The organism is Legionella nigrisilvae (genome assembly GCF_977063395.2).
Map to the genome: position 1 here is coordinate 109275 of NZ_CDRUGZ020000011.1, position 19587 is coordinate 128861.

Consider the following 19587-nt stretch of genomic DNA (forward strand, 5'->3'; position numbering starts at 1 on the left):
TTACCAATTAAATCTTAAGAGAATATTAATCAAACAGAATGGTTATTCATTTTTCTTTAGAAAAAGAGGATTTCTGAGGAAGAAATATTAAAAATATTGGCATTTAAAACTTAACTTAAATAAGATAACACTAAATTCCGAGGGTGCTTTTTGTAAATGTCACGAACTGAACGATTATTAGACTTAATTCAGATATTAAGACGGCATCGGTTCCCAGTCCGTGGTGTAACGCTTGCCCAAGAGTTGGGAATTAGTCTTCGTACTTTGTATCGAGATATTTCGATGCTTAAAGGACAAGGGGCTGAAATTGAAGGCGAAGCAGGTATGGGGTATATGTTGCGCCCAGGATTTACTCTTCCTCCACTTATGTTTACCCCAGAAGAAATTGAAGCTATAGTTCTTGGTTCACGATGGGTAGCGGATCGAACAGACACTCAACTCAAATTTGCTGCACAAAATGCACTAGCTAAAATTGCAGCGGTATTGCCTAATGAATTACGAGAACAACTAGAAATATCTGGACTTCTTATAGCTCCAGGCATAGTTGCCGAAAGTAAAGATTCTGATTTAATTTTAATTAGAAAAGCAATACGTTTGGAAAGAAAACTACAACTGCTCTATCGAGATGTAAATGAACATTCATCAAAGCGGATTATCTGGCCATTAGCACTAGGTTTTTTTGATCAAGTTCGTATTCTTATTGCGTGGTGCGAACTAAGGCAGGATTTTCGACACTTTAGAACAGATCGTATTATTGAATTAAATCTAACAGAAATGGGTTATCCTGAACGTCGCCAACCGCTTTTAAAAAAATGGAAGGCAACTTTTGCAACCAATAAATCCAAGTAAATAAAATTAATTTTATGAAAATTAGTGTGTTGATTTATTTTTCTTTAAGAATACGTTAAAACTATTCTAATAATCCAATATTGAGTTGCAATTTTATGCTTGAAGCATTTAAACACGAGTTCCATCATATTAGTATTCCACCTTTTCTGTATGGTACAGCTTGGAAAGAAGAGCGAAGCCAAGAGCTTACTTTTCAGGCATTAAAAAACGGATTTACTGGAATTGATACAGCAAACCAACGTATGCACTATTTTGAAGAAGGAGTAGGGCTTGGAGTTCAGCAATTTTTAAAAGCCAGTGGAAAACAACGCAATGAGTTATTCTTGCAAACAAAATTCACACCCGCCCATGGTCAAGATGAGCGCAAACCTTTTGAGGAAACCGATTCATATAAAGAGCAAGTGATACAATCATTTACAAGCTCACTAGAACACTTACAAACCGATTACCTTGATTCATACATTCTTCATGGTCCCTCTTATAATTCGGGGATTGTTCAAGACGATCTAGATATTTGGAACGCAATGGAGGATTTATATCATGAAGGAAAAATCAAATTACTTGGTATTTCAAATGTGAATTTAGATCAACTAGATGCCCTTTATCATGCTGCACGGGTAAAACCTGCTTTCGTTCAAAATCGTTGTTTTGCCAGTACGCAATGGGATTTAGCAATTCGATTATTTTGTAAAAATCATGGAATAATTTATCAGGGATTTTCTTTGCTCACAGCAAACCAAACTTATTTAATCACTAATATTATGCATCAGCTTGTGAAACATTATAAAAAATCGATACCACAAATTATTTTTCGATTCGCATTGCAAATTGGGATGGTTCCCTTAACTGGAACTAGCAGTGAACAGCATATGAGAGAAGATTTGGATCTGGACTCATTTGAACTTACAGCAGACACAATAAAACTTATCGAAGAAATAAGTATGAAATAACTGTGCTCTACTGACAAAAACTGTCACTAGCTTCAATTATATTGGTAAATATTGTTGCTGCTATGCAGCTGTGTGGTTTCAAATTAAGAGAGAACTGGTTATGAAAAACATTACACCCGAGCTTGTTAAAATAGAGTCATTTACTGTTATGGGATTAAGTGAGCGAACCCGCAATTTCGACGAATTTAATCCTCAAACTGCAAAACTTCCAGAACTTTGGAACAGATTTTATGCGTCAAAAATTCAAACACAAAAATCTCATGTACCGATATATGGAGTCTATTCGGATTATGAATCAGATTGTAATGGCTTTTATACTGTCACTGCAGGAGTTGAACTTGATAATTCGGCAATAATAAATCATTTTAATACCACCAGAGTAAATAAAGGGAATTATCTTGTTTTTAAAAACACCGGTCCTATGCCAAAAGCAATTATCGAAACCTGGCAAGCAATCTGGGCTTATTTTGAAACCCAGTCCAATATTATCAGAACGTATGAGACGGATTTTGAAGTGTATGAGAGGCAAGATCAATGTGCTATCTTCATTGGCGTTAAAACCTAAGGGAACCTCACCTTTTTAATAAATTTCAACCTCACTGCAGCTTGTCCTCGAAATCCGGAGCATCTTGAAAGGATTAAAATTCTGATTAGGAGGGGAGTTGTTTGTTGATCCAGCCAAAAATATAGAACTGCTTAGAAACCGAACGTCTGAAGGATTCAAAAATTAATACGTTTAATTTATAAATGATTTAGCTCCTTGGTGCAGTGAAATAAATTATTTGGTAATTTCCACTACACCAACTTTACTTAATTTACTATGCAATTGTTCTAATAATCCCGCCATCCACACGAATACTCGCTCCATTGGTAGCAGAGGATAATGGACTGCATAAGAATACAACCATATTGGCGATTTCTTCAGGGGAGGCAAATCGCTTGATTAGCGAAGTGGGTCTTAAATCTTCAAAAATATCTTTCTCAATTTGTTTTGTTGATTTATTTTGCTGTTTACCAAGATCGTTTACAAATTGGCTAATACCCTCGCTACTGGTCGGTCCAGGAAGAACTGCATTAACAGTTACATTAGTTCCTTTTGTCGTCTCAGCCATTCCACGAGCAATGGCAAGCTGTGCTGTTTTACTCATGCCATAATGCACCATCTCGGGCGGAATTTGGACACCTGATTCACTTGAAATAAATATGATTCTGCCCCAGTTTTGCTCTAACATCGGAACCAAGTAATGACGACTTAAACGAACACCACTCATTACATTGACTTCAAACATATGCAACCATTCTTCATCGGAAATATCCACAAAGGGCTTTGTGTTATAAATACCAACATTATTGACCAGAATATCTACTGTGGGTATTTGTTTAAGTAATGTCTCTGTTTCTTTTTTTAGACTTAAATCAGAAGGCGCGGCAATTAAGTTGGCTTCGGGGTTGTGCGTTTTTATTTGTTGCATTGCCTCAGTGACCCTATTCTTAGTTCGCCCATTAATTACAACAGTTGCGCCTTCATGAGCTAATAGTTCCGCGATTGCAAACCCTATACCTGCAGTGGAGCCGGTAACTAACGCTGTTTTGCCTTTAAGTTTTAGATTCATGATTTATTTCCCTGAAATTTCGATTGAAATGAATAAATACCTATTCCATGTTTAAGAAAGCTTAACAAATATATTTTAATTGTTAATCTTTTTTATAAATAATTATTTAAGGAGATTGTATTTAAAGGAAAGATATTATTTACATTCCACATTTGAATTCGCACCGCTCAAGGTAGAGTCCTCATTAGGGTCTTTTTGATCATCTTTTTGATTACCTTTCATCACTTCCAGTTGATTTTTCATCTCTTCCAGTTGATTTTTCATCACTGATTGCAACGATTTTCGTGCAGAAAGTTCCCACCCAGCATTAAATGTTGCCCAACCTCGGGCTGTCAGGTCTGATTTTATGTCTATTTTTCCAAAAGAGGCCATAGACAATGCACCTAAAACAATATCTGTGACAGTTCCAGCAAAGATTTTTACTAACCCTCTTAAAACTGTTAGTTCTGGAAAGCTTATTTCAAGCTTATCATAAAGTTTTTGGTATCGGTCGATGTTTTTAGGCTTTTGGGTGTCAGGACTGAGCGACATTGACGTAGTTCTTACAGCGGTTTCCAACAACACACGTCTTCCACTAACACCCAATTTTGTTTGCTTATCTATTTCTTCTAAAATCATTTTTCCTTGGGTAAGGGCTTTTATTTTAGGAGAGTTTTGTTCAGTTCGAAGGTGTTCTTCTATTTCATCCAAACCTTCTCCTAACCGTTTTTTTAGCAAACTTTCGACGCGCTCATGGGGGCAATTATAGTCCCTCCATTCTATAAGCCATGCCTTATCGGAATTATTTTTGAGGTCGTTATAGTGTGCATTAACATAAGCATCAACAGCGTTCCAGATAAGCTTTCTATGATGATTCATACCACGACCTTTAACCATGGTGGGCGCGGCATGTAATGCTTCTTCAAACTCTTCCCGACTCATTGGTTTGTTTCCTACTTCCTTTTTCTGTTCGGAATCAGTTAAGTTAAAAGATTTCACCAGGTTATAATAAGCAGAGGCTACTCCACCTCGGTCAATTGCATCTTTACAACTGAAGTTAATACTTTTGGGGTTTAGAGATTCTATGATGTGATTTGGTAGTTGATATTTTACAAAATGGAACCAGACTGCCTGCCGTTCAGCTTCAGTTAATTCAGTTTTATCTGAATAACCTAAAGCCTTAAAGCTCTCATCAAGTAGTCCTTTTAAAACTTTGGCTTCAGTTTCGTGGGTATACTTGCCTCCATCCTTAAATATTTTTCTGCGAATTCGCTCACTGATGTGAAAGTCTTTTATTTTCATCAGTCCAGGAGGGGTGTGGTCTGAGCTTGCAATCATGCTCTTGGCTTGATCATCTGTAAGATGTATTAAGTCAGAGTCTTGCTCCTTTATATCTTTTAGATTTTTCTCAAATTGAGCAATGTTTTCTATGGGTACCTCTTTAGATTCCCCATCTGCATTAATATAGTACAGTGTTTTAATTTTATCATCGCTACAATATATATAACTTCCTTGATATTGAGTGAGATCTTCAGGTAATTTCTTCCTCAAATGGAGATCATATCCTTTAGATTCCTGTGCAATCCGTAAAAAATCTTCAATCACATTTTTTGAGTTATATTTTGTTGTGGTATCTGCATAGGCTTTTTGCCACATCAACCCCTTATCTGCAGGAAGGGTAATGACAGCTACATTTTTATATCCAGATATAGTTCCGTCTTCCTTTTGGTGTAGTTCAAGTGCTTCTAACTTTTGGGTTAATTCCTTTTCCTTTGTTCCTTCCAGACCGGTTCTATCGCGACCTAAAAGGTTGAAATAAATATGAGTTATTCTATCTTCATCTATCTCTCCATGATCAGCACTCTTTATTCGTTCTAGAGCGATAGTTCCTTCTGCTTGGTTGGGAGCTTGTTTTCCTGTTGCACTCAAGCGTGCCTCGAGTTCTTTTTTTGCTTGTTCTACCCTTGCGTCCTCTCTTTCGGCTTCAATTTTTAAAAACCGTTTGAATAATGGGCTTATGCGAACCTTACCTTCGTGACGTTGTCCTTGAGTACCAAAACGGTATTCTATAGGGCCATTAACATTGTAGCGATAACGTCTGATTGTTGACAAACTGGTTCCATGTTGTGGATGGTATTCCTTAGCCATCATGGCGGTAACCCGACCAACTGTAGAGCCCTCATATGCTGGTGAGTTGGATTTTTTATTGATCGGAGTTTCTTTATCGCTTACATGATTTGAAATGGATTTTTCAATGCTTGATGAGCTTGGATTCTGTTTTAAAGTTATTTCTCTAATATTGTCAAAAGTATCATTCAAAATATGATTATCATTTGCATAAAGAGAAAAAATAAATTCATCTAATGCATCTATCTCTTCTTCTATACGGTTTGCCTTTTCCTTCAAGTTACCAATTGTTTTTATAGAAGGTAAAACACCCATATTTCCAACATATGCTTTTTGTAACGAATAAGGAAGGTATGTGGGGTTAACTCGAATAGTTTCTTGGTATACTGCAAGTCGCTCGCGGTCAAGTAGCAAAGCTGCCCGAGGTTTATCAAAAATATTTTTAATATTATCTTCAAGATAATCAAAAAATTCGGTGTATAAATCAGCATATGGGTAGCTGGAGTCATAGGGAAGGTGACCTCCGTTGGAGGTAATCAATGTTTCAATTTGCGTGGGTTTAAGATTGAATTGCTTCAAACCCTTAACATTCATCTCTTGTAGGTTCTGATCAAATAAATCAAAATCCTTAATTTGTACTGACTCAGATGTACCATCTGATTTAATAAAATATAATTTTTTACTCTCTTGATTAGTGCAATATATATAGCTACCTGTATAGTTCGTTAAATCTTGAGGTAGTTGGGACATTACATTGAACTGGGGTTCTTGTAATGACGAGATGCTGTTAATAACATTTTCTGGAAGTAATTTTAAATCAATAACAGCACGAGGTAACTTCACGTGCCTCAAATAGCTAAAACAGTTTTTATTATGCAGTTTATCACTGGTTAATTTAATTTCTTCTTTTGAACCAGACATAACATTCTCGAATGGTAAATATTAAAGACTTATACTAATAGTCTAGATCTAATTTATTAAAAGAATATTAACTTTCAGCGATTTATAGGATTATTTTCAAAAGGATAAAAAAATGTTGCTTCGTGCTTGTTATAAAACATATTGGTAAGAAAAGAATTTGGTATTTTTTGAAATTTTTTTATTGTGGCCATCTCAATCGTTCCTTGTAATTTTATAGTAAAGATCAATTGCTTGGCTTTTCCCGACTCTATCCATTTCATGATGAGTGCATAAGCTCGCTCCGGATAACAGGCGACATCCGATAATACCCAGTCATAGCTTTGTTCCCACTGCATCGGATCTATAGCAAAGGCACTTTGTTGCAAGTAGTTAATGCGAGGTAATTTAGCAATTTGGGGATCTAATAAAGCCTTATCCACAGATGTCACTGAAGTACCCAGGGATTGCATCACATAAGACCATCCTCCTGGAGAAGCGCCCAAATCTAGGACTTGGTCACCTGGCTTTGGGTATTTTTCTAAAAGGGTTAGTGCTTCCCATAGTTTTAAGTAGGCTCGATTGGGTGGATTTAATTTATCTTCAATAAAATAACATGTTCCATTAGGCCATTTTTTCTGGCGTTTTTGGCTATATATCAAAGTATTTTTATCTAATAAGCAAAAGGCACCTATTTGTGGAATTTCCTCTTCAATAGGAAACTGGCGCAAAAGGGGAGGAGTCTGACGTAATTGTTCTTCGATTAATCGTGAGCGTCTTACATGAGAAATAGGATGTAGGTGCCAAAATTTGCCAGCTTGACGAAGGATTTTTACTGCCTCTGAAATAGATTGAAAAGTTACTGTTTGTGGTTCTAACCAAATGTCCTGTGCAAAACATACATCCAGTTTTTTATGAGAAGAAAAAACTAAATCTTCTACAATTTTGGAAACATTACCTAATTCTTCAGCAAGTATGGGCAGGAATTCAGGTTTGGTGACATAGACTGCAGCAATTTTATCCATAATTTGAGTTTAAAATTAGGTGTAAAAGTACGTTATATTATCATCATGCCCCTATAAGAAACGAGTCTTGGCAGTAAAAATACTTGATGAACCCCGACAATGATTAGTAGGCAAGTTTTATTTACTGAACGAGGATTAAAAATAAACATCCCTTTGATGAAAAAGGCAATATGTCTTTTTCATCAAATTATTCTATTTCACATAAACAGTACTTGCTGCTGGACCATCATTACTTTTTGCTTCAACAAAACTAACTTTTTTTCCAACTTCTAACTTACTGAAATCATAATCAATTACACTTTTACTGGTAAAACGAAGTCTTCTTCCATCAATGGTTTCAATAAAACCGTAATCAGCTATAGGTGCGATTTCTCGAACCAATCCTACAGTAGGTAGTTCATGGTGTTTTATTTCCCCACGTTGTTTATGAACGTATTTTTTTAGTTGTCGTGTCATGGCAAGAAATTTATCTCTTATTGCAACATAAACGTCTTCATGCGCGTGATTTTCTGCTAGGTCTCGATTTACGACGAGTTCCGCATTTGGAACAACAAGATCAATACGCACATGAAAAATTTTTCCTTTATTGTGATGTCGATGCGTTTCTAAGCTGACATTACAACTGATAATACCGTCAAAATACTTCCCTAATTTTTCAGCATGCTTGCGTACATTACTCTCAATTGATTTTGAGTGTTTGAGATTATTGAATATTATTTGTATAGGAAAATATGCTGAATTGTTCATTGCTTGCTCCTTATATCACATACATCAATATCGTTTATTTAAAACTAATTTTTTGTTCTTCAGAGTAGAACTAATGTCTCCAACATGATAGGGGACACGTGAACTCTGCAGTGTTTTTTACTGATTCCATAGGCATAGATGAAAACTAGATTATCGTTATAGTATTTGCCAACTCTCATAAAGGTCTCCCCAAATTAGTTGTTTAGTTTTGCGTTATTAGCAAAGTACTTTTCGAGATAGAAATCTTCATATTCACTACGTCTAACAACTAACTGAGCGCAGAGAAACGAAAGTCAAATACTTTATTAGCTGTTTTTATTATAGTCTATAAAACTTGGGTTCGGGCTAACTCGACTAAGTTAACCCCTGATTTTATGCTGAAATAGAAGATACATAGGATTGTTTTCTAAACAAATTAAAACGAAATAGGAAAAGATTTACCAGTAAAAACAATATAGCTAAACCGAAAGATAAAAATATACCATTTTTTAATGAGAGAAGAATAAATAAAAGAATAATGGAACGCAGTAGTTCAAAAAATAGATTTTTTTGTTTCCCGTTGGCAATTGAACCTAATGTATAGAGGGTAAATAAAATAAATACTCCCATAAGCCATGAGCTCAGTGAGTCTAAAGTGAAGATAAATGAGAGGTAAGCGTAAAGAACTATTGCAAGGGCGATATTGAATAACATATATAGTTTGGGAGATTGGCTGTTTTTCTTATTTACCATTCTTTTGGGAATATCATTCTGCTCTTGTAACTGATTAATTACCCATTCTGGTGGCATAAAAAATGCTTTAATAAGGTCCAGCTTATTTTTCAGATTTTTTCCATAATACAATACGTCTTTAACGACTTTAACATTGGCATAAAACGGATTCCATGTTTCAAGCGGCTCAGTGATTCCATATTCTACAGGAATCTTTTCTGGTTCAAAGGTACCAAAAATCTTGTCCCATATAATTAAACTTCCGGCGAAGTTTTTGTCGATATATTGCGGGTTTATGCCATGATGCACTCTATGATGCGAGGGTGTATTAAACATTATTTCCAACAATCCCATTCGATTTATTGATTGAGTGTGGATCCAAAACTGATAAATAGTATTGCTTGAAGCGATCAGAACAAACATCCAGGTTGGAAAGCCTATTAAAGCTAGGGGCAGATAAAAAACCCAAGATGTTAGGGTTTGGAAATAGCCCTGTCTTAAGGCAACCGATAAATTATAATTTTCACTTTGATGGTGAACCGAGTGCCCTATCCAAAGAAAATTACATCGATGACTTGCTCGATGGTACCAATAATAACAAAAATCAACACCAAGCCAGAGTAGGATCCAGGAAATAATAAGATGAGAATTTATGTGAAACACAGCAAAATGCTCATACAAATAATAATAACCAAAAATTATTGCCCCCCTTACTGGTAGAGCCGCAATTTCTTCTAGTATGCCAGTACTCAAATTATTAATAGAATCATTAAATTGATATACACTAGATTTTTTGTAATAAGAAATGCTCCATTCAATTCCAATTAAAATTAGAAATATTGGGGCAGCAAATACTGTTAAATTAATATCCATATCAATCCTTTTGCTTGGGTGAGTCGCGATAAATTTTATTTTCTTCTAATTGTATTCTGCTTGCAAATGCTGGTATTTATTTTGGTGTGATTTTATTCAAAAATCTGATTGAACAACTGGCTAAGCTCGAAACAAAAAAATGTTAATTTTTGGATTAAACAGTGTAGTAATGTATTCACGCACTATATCAAGATACGTTTTTCTTTTAACTTATTAAAGGCAATTATATAAGTACTTCTGTGTTCATGCTTGATTTCAAGAAATCCATATATTCAGTTTCATAGCCGATAATTGCCGGCAAATGAGCAACAGAGCGAAGGGTGTATTTAATAGGGGTTTCCAAAGAGTCGTTAGTTAATGTTCGATTATTAATTAAACAATAATCGATTCCAAAGTTCTTTGCTCCATAACCATCACTAATAATCGAATCACCAACCATTAACATGGACTGTTTTTCAATTACTTGTTTGCGTTTGCTAGTAATTTCTTGTAGCGCAATATTAAAAATTTCTACGTTAGGTTTAGCAACACCAACTTCATCAGAAACTATATAACAATCAAACCAATTCTTTAACTGGAGTCTTTGCCTTTTTTCTCCTTGTACTTCGACGAAACCATTGGTAATAATACCTAAAATATGTCCTTTTTGATGTAAGAATTCAATAGCAGTTCTCACGTTGGGTAGCCAATGTGCATGGACATACAGATTGATATCATATGCGTCTGCAATTACTTCTGGTGGAGTAGTACAAGAAAGCTTTTGATTTAACTGTACAAATCGTAACAATCTTACATCGCTTGGCATGAGGGCATGTTCTTTGGTTCCCACCTTGCTCCAAAGACAAGCATTAATTTCTTTGTAAAGACGCTCAAAAAGTGTGTATTCGACAGTTGAGTAGAATTGTTTATAGATATCCATCAACCCCATTCGTTGAGAATAGGCAAAATCAATTAGTGTGTCATCTAGATCAAATAAAATAACTTGATAAGCCATTTATGAATCCTGATTATTCATTTTACATCCAAAAATGCAAGTACCAATTGACTATACTATGGCCCCAGAATAAAGAAATTAATCCGCTTACGCATAAAAAAGGACCAAATGGAATTGTTGTATCTTTGGATTTACCTTGTAAATGCAAATACAACAATCCAATTATTGTACCACTAATTGAGGCTAGAAGGAGGATTAGCGGTAAAAATACCCATCCAAACCAAGCTCCAAATGCAGCAAATAACTTAAAATCCCCATGCCCCATGCCTATTTTACCCGTAAACAAATAAAATAGTTTGATAAATATCCATAATCCCATATAAGCTCCCGCAGCACTGAGTACTGCCTGAGGTAAGGAAGTAAATAAAGATTGAGTATTAGCAATGAGACCAATCCACAATAAGCCTAAGGTTAAACTGTCAGGTAATATTTGATGATCTAAATCGATAAAAATTAAACAAATTAATATCCAAATACCAATCAATACAAATACTAATTGTAAAGTAAAGCCGAAATGCCAACTTGCAAATAATGATAGAAGTAAGGTACTTAATTCAATCAAAGGATAGCGAATAGAGATTGGATTTTTACATTGATAACAACGCCCACGTAACAATAGATAGCTTAAAATTGGGATATTTTGCCACGCTCTAACCATAGCTTTGCACGATGGGCAAAAAGATCGTGGAACAAATAAATTAATTGTTTGTTGTTCATCTTCCTTGCCCCCAACTAGTTCATAACATTGTTGTTTCCATTCTCGTTCCAACATTATAGGCAAACGGTATATAATCACATTTAGCAAACTACCCACCGCAAGCGAAAATAGAGCAATTACCACATACATAAACCATGGAGTGTTAATAAGTTCATATATCATTGAAAGATCCTGCTGAAAATGTCTAGGTGCAGCGAAGCCAACCTAGGTTATAGGTCATAAATTCCCAGGATGTGCTTCGCTGCACCCAGGCTATAAGCGATTAGATTATAATGTTATATTGCTGATCCCAGTTTAAAGATAGGTAGATACATTGCAACAACCAGTCCACCGACCAAGACACCTAAAACACACATAATAACAGGCTCTAATAAACTACTCAGGGAGTCAACTGCATTATCAACATCTTCTTCAAAAAAATCAGCAACTTTACTTAACATTTTTTCTAAAGAACCTGATTCCTCACCAATGGCAACCATCTGGATCACCATGTTGGGAAATAATTGCGTATTCTCCATAGCTTTATTCATTTGCTGCCCCGTGGAGACCTCTTCTCTGATATTATCAGTAGCTTTGGCGAAAATAATATTTCCTGTGGCACCTGCCACAGATTTAAGCGCTTCAACTAAAGGCAAGCCGGCTGCGAACGTGATCGATAAAGTTCTTGCAAAACGAGCGATCGCAGCTTTTTCAATAATAGGACCAATTACGGGTACTTTTAACAGCATTCTATCTATATTCTGCGCGAATTGAGGTGAGTGTTTTTTCGCATAAATAAATGCATAAATCGCGCCTCCTAAAACTCCAAATATTAGATACCAATAAGATTGAAAAATTTTCGACATACTCACTACAGCTTGGGTCATTGCAGGTAAGTCGGCACCGAAACCTTTAAATAATGCCTCAAATTGTGGAACCACAAAAATAAGTAAACCTGCAGTAACAAGGAAAGCAACAACCATTACCGCGAGAGGGTAGGTTAATGCCTTTTTAATTTTCTTCTTTATTGTCTCTATTTTTTCTTTATAGGTTGCAACTTTATCCAGCATAATATCGAGAGATCCCGATTTCTCACCCGCCTCAACCAAATTACAAAATAATTCATTAAAATATGCTGGAAACTTTTGCAGTGATTCTGAGAACGTTAATCCTGTCTCAACATCTCTTTTTATTGTTTCAATTAATTCTTTAAATCGTTTATTGGATTGTCCTTTTGCCACAATATCAAAGGATTGTACTAGAGGGATCCCGGATTCAATCATTGTTGCCAATTGGCGACTAAATACAGTTATATCCCCAGATTTTATTTTTTTACTTTTTAAACTAAATAGAGGTGGACGTTTTTTAGCAATTTTATTGACAACAATTCCTTGTCGGCGTAATTCGACTTTGGCTAAAGCAAGACTTCTGGCCTCAATATCTCCATTTACTTGTTGAGCTGCCTTATTAACTCCAGTGTAATGAAAAGTTAAGGTTGTATTGGCATTTTTTTTCATTTTTTGCCTAGTTAATCAACGGTTACCCGATTGACTTCCTCAATAGTTGTAATCCCTTGTTTTATCTTTTCAAGTCCTGATTGATAAACCGTAATCATCCCTTCTTCCTGGGCAATTTTTAATATTTCCAGAGAGTTTCCTCCAGCCATGATGATCTGGCCAAGTTTTTTAGTCATAGGCAGCACCTCAAATAATCCAATCCTTCCACGGTATCCGCTGGTACACCTAGCGCATCCTGCAGCTTTATATAACTTAATTCCTTCCAAATCAGACTCTTTAAAACCTAACTCTAACAAACTCGGTTTATTGAAGTCATCTCTTAAGACTTTACAATGTTCGCATAATTTTCGAGCTAAACGCTGGGCGATAATAAGTGTTACGGAGCTGGCCACATTAAATGTTGCAATTCCCATATTAACTAGACGATTTAATGTTTCAGCGGCACTATTCGTATGTAAGGTCGAGAGGACTAAATGTCCTGTTTGAGCTGCTTTAACTGCAATCTCCGCCGTTTCTAAATCACGTATCTCACCAACCATGATGATATCAGGATCTTGTCGTAAAAAAGAACGTAATGCATTAGAAAAAGTTAATCCCGCTTTAGGATTAATATTAACTTGATTAATGCCAGTTACTTTAATTTCTACGGGATCTTCAGCCGTAGAAATGTTGACTTCTTTAGTGTTAAGAATATTTAATGCGGTATACAACGTTACGGTTTTACCACTACCTGTTGGACCTGTTACCAGGATCATTCCCTGTGGTCGTTCAATAGCATGTTTAAAATATTCTTTTTGAATAGGGCTAAAACCTAAAGCTTCAATACCTAATTTTGCAGAACCAGGATCTAAGATCCGCATAACAACTTTTTCACCTGAGGTAGTAGGGCAGGTGCTTACACGAAAATCAATGGATCGCGTTTTGGATATTTTCATTTTAAAGCCGCCATCCTGAGGAACTCGTCTTTCCGAAATATCAAGACTCGACATGATTTTTATACGTGCAGTAATTCGTGTGGATAAGCTTCCAGGTGGGGTGGCAATTTCATGTAAAATACCGTCTTGACGATAGCGTATGCGGTACTCTTTTTCATAGGGTTCAAAATGGATGTCAGAAGCTCCTTGTTTGATGGCATCTAGAAGTATTTTGTTAACGAATTTAACAATAGGAGCATCCTCCGTTAGCGAAGTAACAACTGCTGTCTCATGCTCTTCTTCTTCATTGATGATAATTCCATCGAACTCACTTGTATCACCCACAAATTCAGATAATCCTTGAGTTTCCTTAACGGTGAGTAAATGATCAATTAATGCACTAAGCTTATCTGCCTCAACGATAATTGCATGTGTATTAAGTCCCGTATGAAATTGAATCTCCTTTAAAGAAGCTTGTTTGCTTGGATCTTCAGTTGCAAGATATAAGTTATTTCCGCGACAAAATAGAGGAACCATTGAATGACGACGAATTAACTTTTCATTCACCAGATCAGTAGGAATAGAATCTATGTCAATACAGTCTAGGTCTAGCATAGGAGCACCAAAATTATGTGCTGCTGTGAGTGCAATTTGGGTGGCTGATAAAATGTTATTTTTGACAAGGTATTGAACTAAAGATATTTTTTCTGCAGAAGCATTTTTACAGAACTCAAGAGCTTGTGGTTTATCCAAAAGCTTTTCAAGAACAAACAATTGTCCTATTCCATGTAATTTAAATTCATCGCTTCCTAACATAAATTCCAATCAGTTTATAATAATATTAAATATAGTTAATTCATTTAATAAAATCACGTGTTCCATTCATATTCGAGTTGTTCATATATTATTATTAAATAAAAACTAATGACGAAGAACTTGCTAAAGGTTTCTTTTTGTCCAGATTTAATGGGTTTCGAAGGCACTATTTAAACTCAAAAAATGGATTGTATGTATATGAAACTCGTTGTATTGTAGTTTAATTGAGGATTAACTATTTGAAAAGGCATTATTTTGTTGATCGAACGGCAACTTAAACAATATCGCGCCCTGAATAAATGGTTTCAATCGCCTTTAGGGCTTTTTGCTGCTCATGAATTTGTAGTAAATATTGAACATGAAAGTGTCTACTCTCATGGCGAGACAATACTGCAATTGGGAAATTGTGGTGACAACATATGGCTCAAAAAATTTAATTACATGCACAAATGGATCGCATCACCTTTTTATTTAGCTAATAAAGTCCACATCGAATGTGCTTTAAACCAACTTCCACTCGATCGTAATAGTGTTGATTGTATTATTGTTCCACTCACGCTTGAACCCTTCGCCAACAGTTTTAGCTTAATTGATGAAATTGATCGCGTCCTTAAACCAATGGGTTTTGTTATATTATTAAGTATTAATCCTTGGAGTTTATGGGGTGGAGCAATGAAAACAGGGCTTCTGCACTGTTATAGTGACCAAAAAGTTAAAATGCGTACCCCCTTTAGCTTAAATCGAATTTTTTTGCAAAGAGGGTATAGGCAATATTCTCTGAGTAACTTTTGTTATATTCCTCCAGTAAATAACTCATCATTAATTAAAAAATTTACATTTTTGGATGAAATAGGCAAAATGCTATGGCCTTTTCCTTCAGGTTTTTACTGCTATATTGCTCAAAAATATCAAATCATAGAACCTGATTTACAGGTAAATCCCGCCGAGTCTGCAATGAAAGACTATCAAGTTCCATTACAGCCGGTTATTTTTTCTTCTCAGAACCATAAAATACAAAATTGATATTGATTACTGCTCCTTAGGTTTAAACGTAGTATCAAAGGGATTAGGTGCTTTCATTTCTGTTAATGAAGGCGATTCTGCTTCAATGGCGGCTGATGCTTGAATCCGCTGAGTAACTGCTTTATCAAAGTTTATTAATCCATCCATCAACGTATTTTGAGTTGGACTTCCAAATTGCTGTTGAGTAATGTCTTCTTTTATTCTCTTATCTATCGTTTTTGTACTTCCTTCATAAAGTTGACCGTTGCCAGCAGAAAATACATAGTCGTCCTTAGGAGTAAAAGCGATATCATCTACGAAGTTGGCGCTAATGGGAGATAAGCCACCACAACAAAACTGATGACATTTTACTGCTTCATCTTCATAAAATTTTTTCTTCTGCTGTTCATTACGAAAAGAAAGAATCGGAGGAAACTCCATGAGTAACATCTCTCGTTGTTTTTTAATTGACTCATTGGGTTCCGCATCAAGACATTCAGATTTAAAATCATTAATTAACGGAGACTGCTGTAAACCAGGTACCAAATTTTGAAAATAAATCATTTTATCTAATTGAAGAGGAGCTTGTGACATGATAGTGCGTCCTAACTAAACTCATTTATTAATAAAATAGTTAATTTAACCACTGTTAATAGTTTAAAGATTAGCAGTTGTATAAAGAAATGCGAGTTATAGAGGATATACGTTAATTTAAATTGAATAGAGTGCCTTTGTTTTTGTATAATTTGCTCTGCCATAAAAATAGGTTAATTTTATGAATAAAAAAACGATATTCAGAATCACTTTTGCTAATCAAGAAGCAATTTATGAAATTTATGCGCGCTCTGTAAAGGAAAGTGAGATATTTGGGTTTCTCGAGGTCGAAGAATTAGTGTTCGGTGAACAAACCGCATTAGTTGTTGATCCTTCTGAAGAACGATTAAAGCTTGAGTTTAATGGTGTAAAACGAACTTTTATTCCGATGCATTCAATTTATCGTATCGATGAAGTTACGCAACAAGGGACAGCCAAAGTAAAAGATAATCCCGGCTATGGAAGTAAAGTTAGCCCTTTTCCTGGAACAGGAAAAATAAAAGATTAAATGACTACATATTTATAACCAGATCTGTCCTGAGGACCCACAATGACTATTCCAGATAAAATTAAAGAAGTTTACGAAAAATCATCTTGCTTGTTTACTACTAATGAAGTTGAAGCAGCTCTTGATCGAATGGCAATTAATATACATAAGGAATTGCAAGATCAAAATCCAGTACTGGTCTGTGTTATGGTTGGAGGATTGGTCCTTTTAGGCAATTTACTTCCACGATTGGACTTTCCATTAGAGGTAGATTACGTCCATGCAACCCGCTATCGAGGTGAGACCCGAGGTGGAGAGATTGTCTGGAAGGTGAAACCATCGGCCAATTTGCAAGGTAGGACTGTTCTAGTTGTCGATGATATTCTTGATGGTGGTGTTACCCTGGCAGCAATTATTGATGAAATAAAATCATTGGGTGCAGAAAAAATATACAGCGCTGTTTTGGTGGATAAATATCGAAAACGTGTTCCCAATGGATTACAGAAAGCTGATTTCGTAGGCTTACAAGTCGAAGATCATTATATATTTGGTTATGGTATGGATTATAACGAATACCTTAGAAATGCACCCGGTATTTTTGTAGTACATCCTGAGCATGAATAATCAAAAAATCTTTTAGGTTATGAACTAAGATAAAGTAGTTATAGCAGACAAAATTAATGGATAAGAAGGAACATCTATACAATTGAACTAGGAGCAAGGAGCCTAAAATGCGTTCGGTGGTGGTTACAGGTGTTTCATCTGGAATTGGATATGCTATAGCTAGTAAACTGATTGCTCAGGACATAAGAGTTTTTGGAAGTGTGCGTAATGAACAAGATGCACAACGTGTATCTAATGAACTAGGCTCACTTTTTATTCCCCTTATTTTTGATATAACTGATCAAAATGCGGTTCGAAATGCAGCCCAAGAAGTGCGTGAGCATTTACAGGGTATAATGCTCTGGGGACTGATTAATAATGCAGGAGTGGCTGTTGTTGGACCGTTGATAGAAACACCGATTGAAGAATTTCGTCGTCAACTTGAAGTAAATGTTATTGGGCAAATTCAAGTCACACAAGCTTTTATCTCGTTACTTGGTGCTGATAGAACGCTGAAAGGCACACCGGGAAAAATCATTAACATAGGTTCTATATCAGGTAAAATATGTAAACCATTTTTTGGCCCTTATTCTATTTCAAAACTCTGCTTTACCCGCTAGCAAAGTAGGGGAGCTTGTGTATCGGATTTTAACTAATTCTAATCCTAAACCCCGCTATACTCTAGTTCCTCATCTTTTCTCAGACTGGATAAACCCAAGACTCTTACCTACGCGTTTTTTAAATAAGAAAATAGCAACAGCACTGGTTTTTTTTAAAAGTAATTAAACAATCGTCTCCTTTTGGTGTTTTCTGTATTTACTAGTTGAGTAGGGAAATGTTATGAATATAATTTTAACAAGGATTAAATTTGATGGTTCAAAGTGGAATTAGGTGGGCCGTGACCCAACTATTCCACTCCTGGTGTTATATAAGTTTAAATGAATTTTTTTAGGAGCCCATTGTCATCATCTACAGCCTCTATTGCGTCTTTGGCTAGTTGGGCTGCATTTTTAACTGTCTTAGCCACTGTAGTCGCAGTTTTTATGTCAAGATAGCTTCCTATTTTTTCAGCCATTTCATAAGGTAGTTCTTTTTTGTGAAAAAAGAATCCTCTTACGGATGCTTTACCATAGAATTGTTGGTCTGCTAATATACTGTCTTTTATTTCTGTCAAAGATTGTTTTTGAAGACTAGCATTTCCAGGAAATAACTCACGTAAAGTGGGTAAGTTTTCTGTTGTTACTATATAGTCAATTCGGGAACTATCGGTCAGATAAAAAAATAATTTTTTTGTGCTTGTGGGATTATCTTTGACTAAGTCCTTTAAAGCACGTAATGCCGTAATATTTACAGTAATATCCCAGTTTTGAACAGATGCAATAGTTCCTTTAATCCTGTCGAAAATTTTATCGAATAATTCTTTTTTTTCCGATGGAGTGATTGAGGATACTAATTCCGCGGATAGATTCATTTCGAATGCATAACCAATAGATACATCCAAATCATCCATAACATTTATCACATCAATAAGAATATTATCCTCTAAATCTGCTAATAACTTTTCAAAAGCCCTGGCAGCTGCTAAAACACTGGTTTTTATTTCTGGTAGAGATTGTTTTTGAAGACTAGCATACTCAGGAAATAACTCACGTAAAGTGGGTAAGTTTTCTGCTGTTATTATATAGTCAATTCGAGAACTATCGGTTAGATATAAAAATAATTTTTTTGTGTTTATGGGATTATCTTTGATTAAATCCTTTAAAATACTTAATGCGGAAATATTTAAAGGAATATCATCGTTTTGAACCGATTTCATATATTCTTCTATCCTATCGAAAATTTTATTAAATAAATCTTTTTTTTCAGATAAGGAGATTGATGATATTAACTCCACAGATAGATCAATTTCGAATGTATAGCCAGTAGGGAGGCAATTAGAGTCATTCATTACATTAAACATATCGACGAGAATAAAATTCTCTAGTTCTATTAATAATTTTTCAAAAGCCATAATACTTCCTCGCTACCGGGTGGTAGAATAAAAACGATACAAAATACACCGAATGCACTTATTTTATACAGTTTGATATATTAATAGAATGCTCTCATTTAGAAACTAAATTTTTCCAATAAAGATAAGGACAATAAATTTTCAAATCTAAGGAACTTGTTTTAATCCTATCCCATACATA

The 19587-nt window shown here is 35.3% G+C and carries 18 protein-coding genes; 7 read left to right on the forward strand and 11 right to left on the reverse strand.

Features of this window, described 5'->3' with window-relative positions:
- Positions 1-156: 156 nt before the first annotated feature.
- The 3 genes from ACWTE2_RS00555 to ACWTE2_RS00565 all read left to right on the forward strand — a co-directional run bounded on the left by ACWTE2_RS00555 (position 157) and on the right by ACWTE2_RS00565 (position 2364).
- Positions 157-849, forward strand: a complete 693-nt coding sequence (locus tag ACWTE2_RS00555) for a helix-turn-helix transcriptional regulator (RefSeq protein ID WP_454783706.1) — start codon at positions 157-159, stop codon at positions 847-849.
- A 95-nt stretch (positions 850-944) separates the two neighbouring features.
- Positions 945-1799 (forward strand): aldo/keto reductase family protein, encoded by an 855-nt coding sequence (locus tag ACWTE2_RS00560; RefSeq protein WP_454783707.1) that lies wholly within the window; start codon positions 945-947, stop codon positions 1797-1799.
- Positions 1800-1899: 100 nt separating this feature from the next.
- Positions 1900-2364 carry a GyrI-like domain-containing protein gene (locus ACWTE2_RS00565; RefSeq protein ID WP_454783708.1) on the forward strand — a complete coding sequence of 155 codons (465 nt, stop codon included), beginning with the start codon at positions 1900-1902 and terminating at the stop codon, positions 2362-2364.
- A gap of 253 nt (positions 2365-2617) precedes the next feature.
- Here the strand turns inward: ACWTE2_RS00565 and ACWTE2_RS00570 are convergent, their stop codons facing one another.
- The 9 genes from ACWTE2_RS00570 to pilB all read right to left on the reverse strand — a co-directional run bounded on the left by ACWTE2_RS00570 (position 2618) and on the right by pilB (position 14709).
- Positions 2618-3412, reverse strand: coding sequence for an SDR family NAD(P)-dependent oxidoreductase (locus ACWTE2_RS00570; protein WP_182390632.1), 795 nt, complete (start codon positions 3410-3412; stop codon positions 2618-2620).
- Positions 3413-3547: 135 nt separating this feature from the next.
- On the reverse strand, positions 3548-6439 hold the full coding sequence (locus ACWTE2_RS00575; RefSeq protein WP_454783709.1) for a hypothetical protein: 2892 nt from the start codon (positions 6437-6439) through the stop codon (positions 3548-3550).
- Between the two features lie 74 nt (positions 6440-6513).
- Positions 6514-7440 carry an SAM-dependent methyltransferase gene (locus tag ACWTE2_RS00580; RefSeq protein ID WP_454783710.1) on the reverse strand — a complete coding sequence of 309 codons (927 nt, stop codon included), beginning with the start codon at positions 7438-7440 and terminating at the stop codon, positions 6514-6516.
- Between the two features lie 192 nt (positions 7441-7632).
- On the reverse strand, positions 7633-8187 hold the full coding sequence (locus ACWTE2_RS00585; protein WP_182390635.1) for an HPF/RaiA family ribosome-associated protein: 555 nt from the start codon (positions 8185-8187) through the stop codon (positions 7633-7635).
- Between the two features lie 372 nt (positions 8188-8559).
- Positions 8560-9771, reverse strand: a complete 1212-nt coding sequence (locus tag ACWTE2_RS00590) for a sterol desaturase family protein (RefSeq protein WP_454783711.1) — start codon at positions 9769-9771, stop codon at positions 8560-8562.
- 223 nt (positions 9772-9994) lie between these two features.
- A complete protein-coding gene (locus ACWTE2_RS00595; RefSeq protein ID WP_182390637.1) occupies positions 9995-10765 on the reverse strand; it encodes an HAD family hydrolase in 771 nt (256 codons plus the stop codon).
- Between the two features lie 22 nt (positions 10766-10787).
- Positions 10788-11645, reverse strand: coding sequence for a prepilin peptidase (locus tag ACWTE2_RS00600; protein WP_454783712.1), 858 nt, complete (start codon positions 11643-11645; stop codon positions 10788-10790).
- Positions 11646-11758: 113 nt separating this feature from the next.
- The gene (locus tag ACWTE2_RS00605; protein WP_454783713.1) at positions 11759-12979 is read right to left on the reverse strand and encodes a type II secretion system F family protein; all 1221 of its coding nucleotides are present in this window, start codon (positions 12977-12979) and stop codon (positions 11759-11761) included.
- A gap of 11 nt (positions 12980-12990) precedes the next feature.
- Positions 12991-14709, reverse strand: coding sequence for a type IV-A pilus assembly ATPase PilB (gene pilB, locus ACWTE2_RS00610; protein WP_454783714.1), 1719 nt, complete (start codon positions 14707-14709; stop codon positions 12991-12993).
- 255 nt (positions 14710-14964) lie between these two features.
- On the opposite strand from pilB, the gene ACWTE2_RS00615 reads away from it, so the two are divergent.
- On the forward strand, positions 14965-15732 hold the full coding sequence (locus ACWTE2_RS00615) for a methyltransferase domain-containing protein (protein ID WP_454783715.1): 768 nt from the start codon (positions 14965-14967) through the stop codon (positions 15730-15732).
- Positions 15733-15738: 6 nt separating this feature from the next.
- Here the strand turns inward: ACWTE2_RS00615 and ACWTE2_RS00620 are convergent, their stop codons facing one another.
- Positions 15739-16305: a hypothetical protein gene (locus ACWTE2_RS00620; protein WP_454783716.1), complete on the reverse strand. Its 567-nt coding sequence runs from the start codon at positions 16303-16305 to the stop codon at positions 15739-15741.
- A gap of 181 nt (positions 16306-16486) precedes the next feature.
- Here ACWTE2_RS00620 and ACWTE2_RS00625 point away from each other — a divergent pair, with 181 nt between their 5' ends.
- From ACWTE2_RS00625 to ACWTE2_RS00635, 3 genes are all read left to right on the forward strand, one after another.
- Entirely contained in the window at positions 16487-16813 is a 327-nt protein-coding gene (locus ACWTE2_RS00625) for a DUF1820 family protein (RefSeq protein WP_182390643.1), read from the forward strand.
- Positions 16814-16855: 42 nt separating this feature from the next.
- Positions 16856-17416, forward strand: coding sequence for a hypoxanthine-guanine phosphoribosyltransferase (locus ACWTE2_RS00630; RefSeq protein WP_182390644.1), 561 nt, complete (start codon positions 16856-16858; stop codon positions 17414-17416).
- A gap of 107 nt (positions 17417-17523) precedes the next feature.
- A complete protein-coding gene (locus ACWTE2_RS00635) occupies positions 17524-18015 on the forward strand; it encodes an SDR family NAD(P)-dependent oxidoreductase (protein ID WP_454783717.1) in 492 nt (163 codons plus the stop codon).
- A 314-nt stretch (positions 18016-18329) separates the two neighbouring features.
- On the opposite strand, the gene ACWTE2_RS00640 is transcribed toward ACWTE2_RS00635, so the two are convergent.
- Positions 18330-19406, reverse strand: a complete 1077-nt coding sequence (locus ACWTE2_RS00640; protein WP_454783718.1) for a hypothetical protein — start codon at positions 19404-19406, stop codon at positions 18330-18332.
- Between the last annotated feature and the right edge of the window lie 181 nt (positions 19407-19587).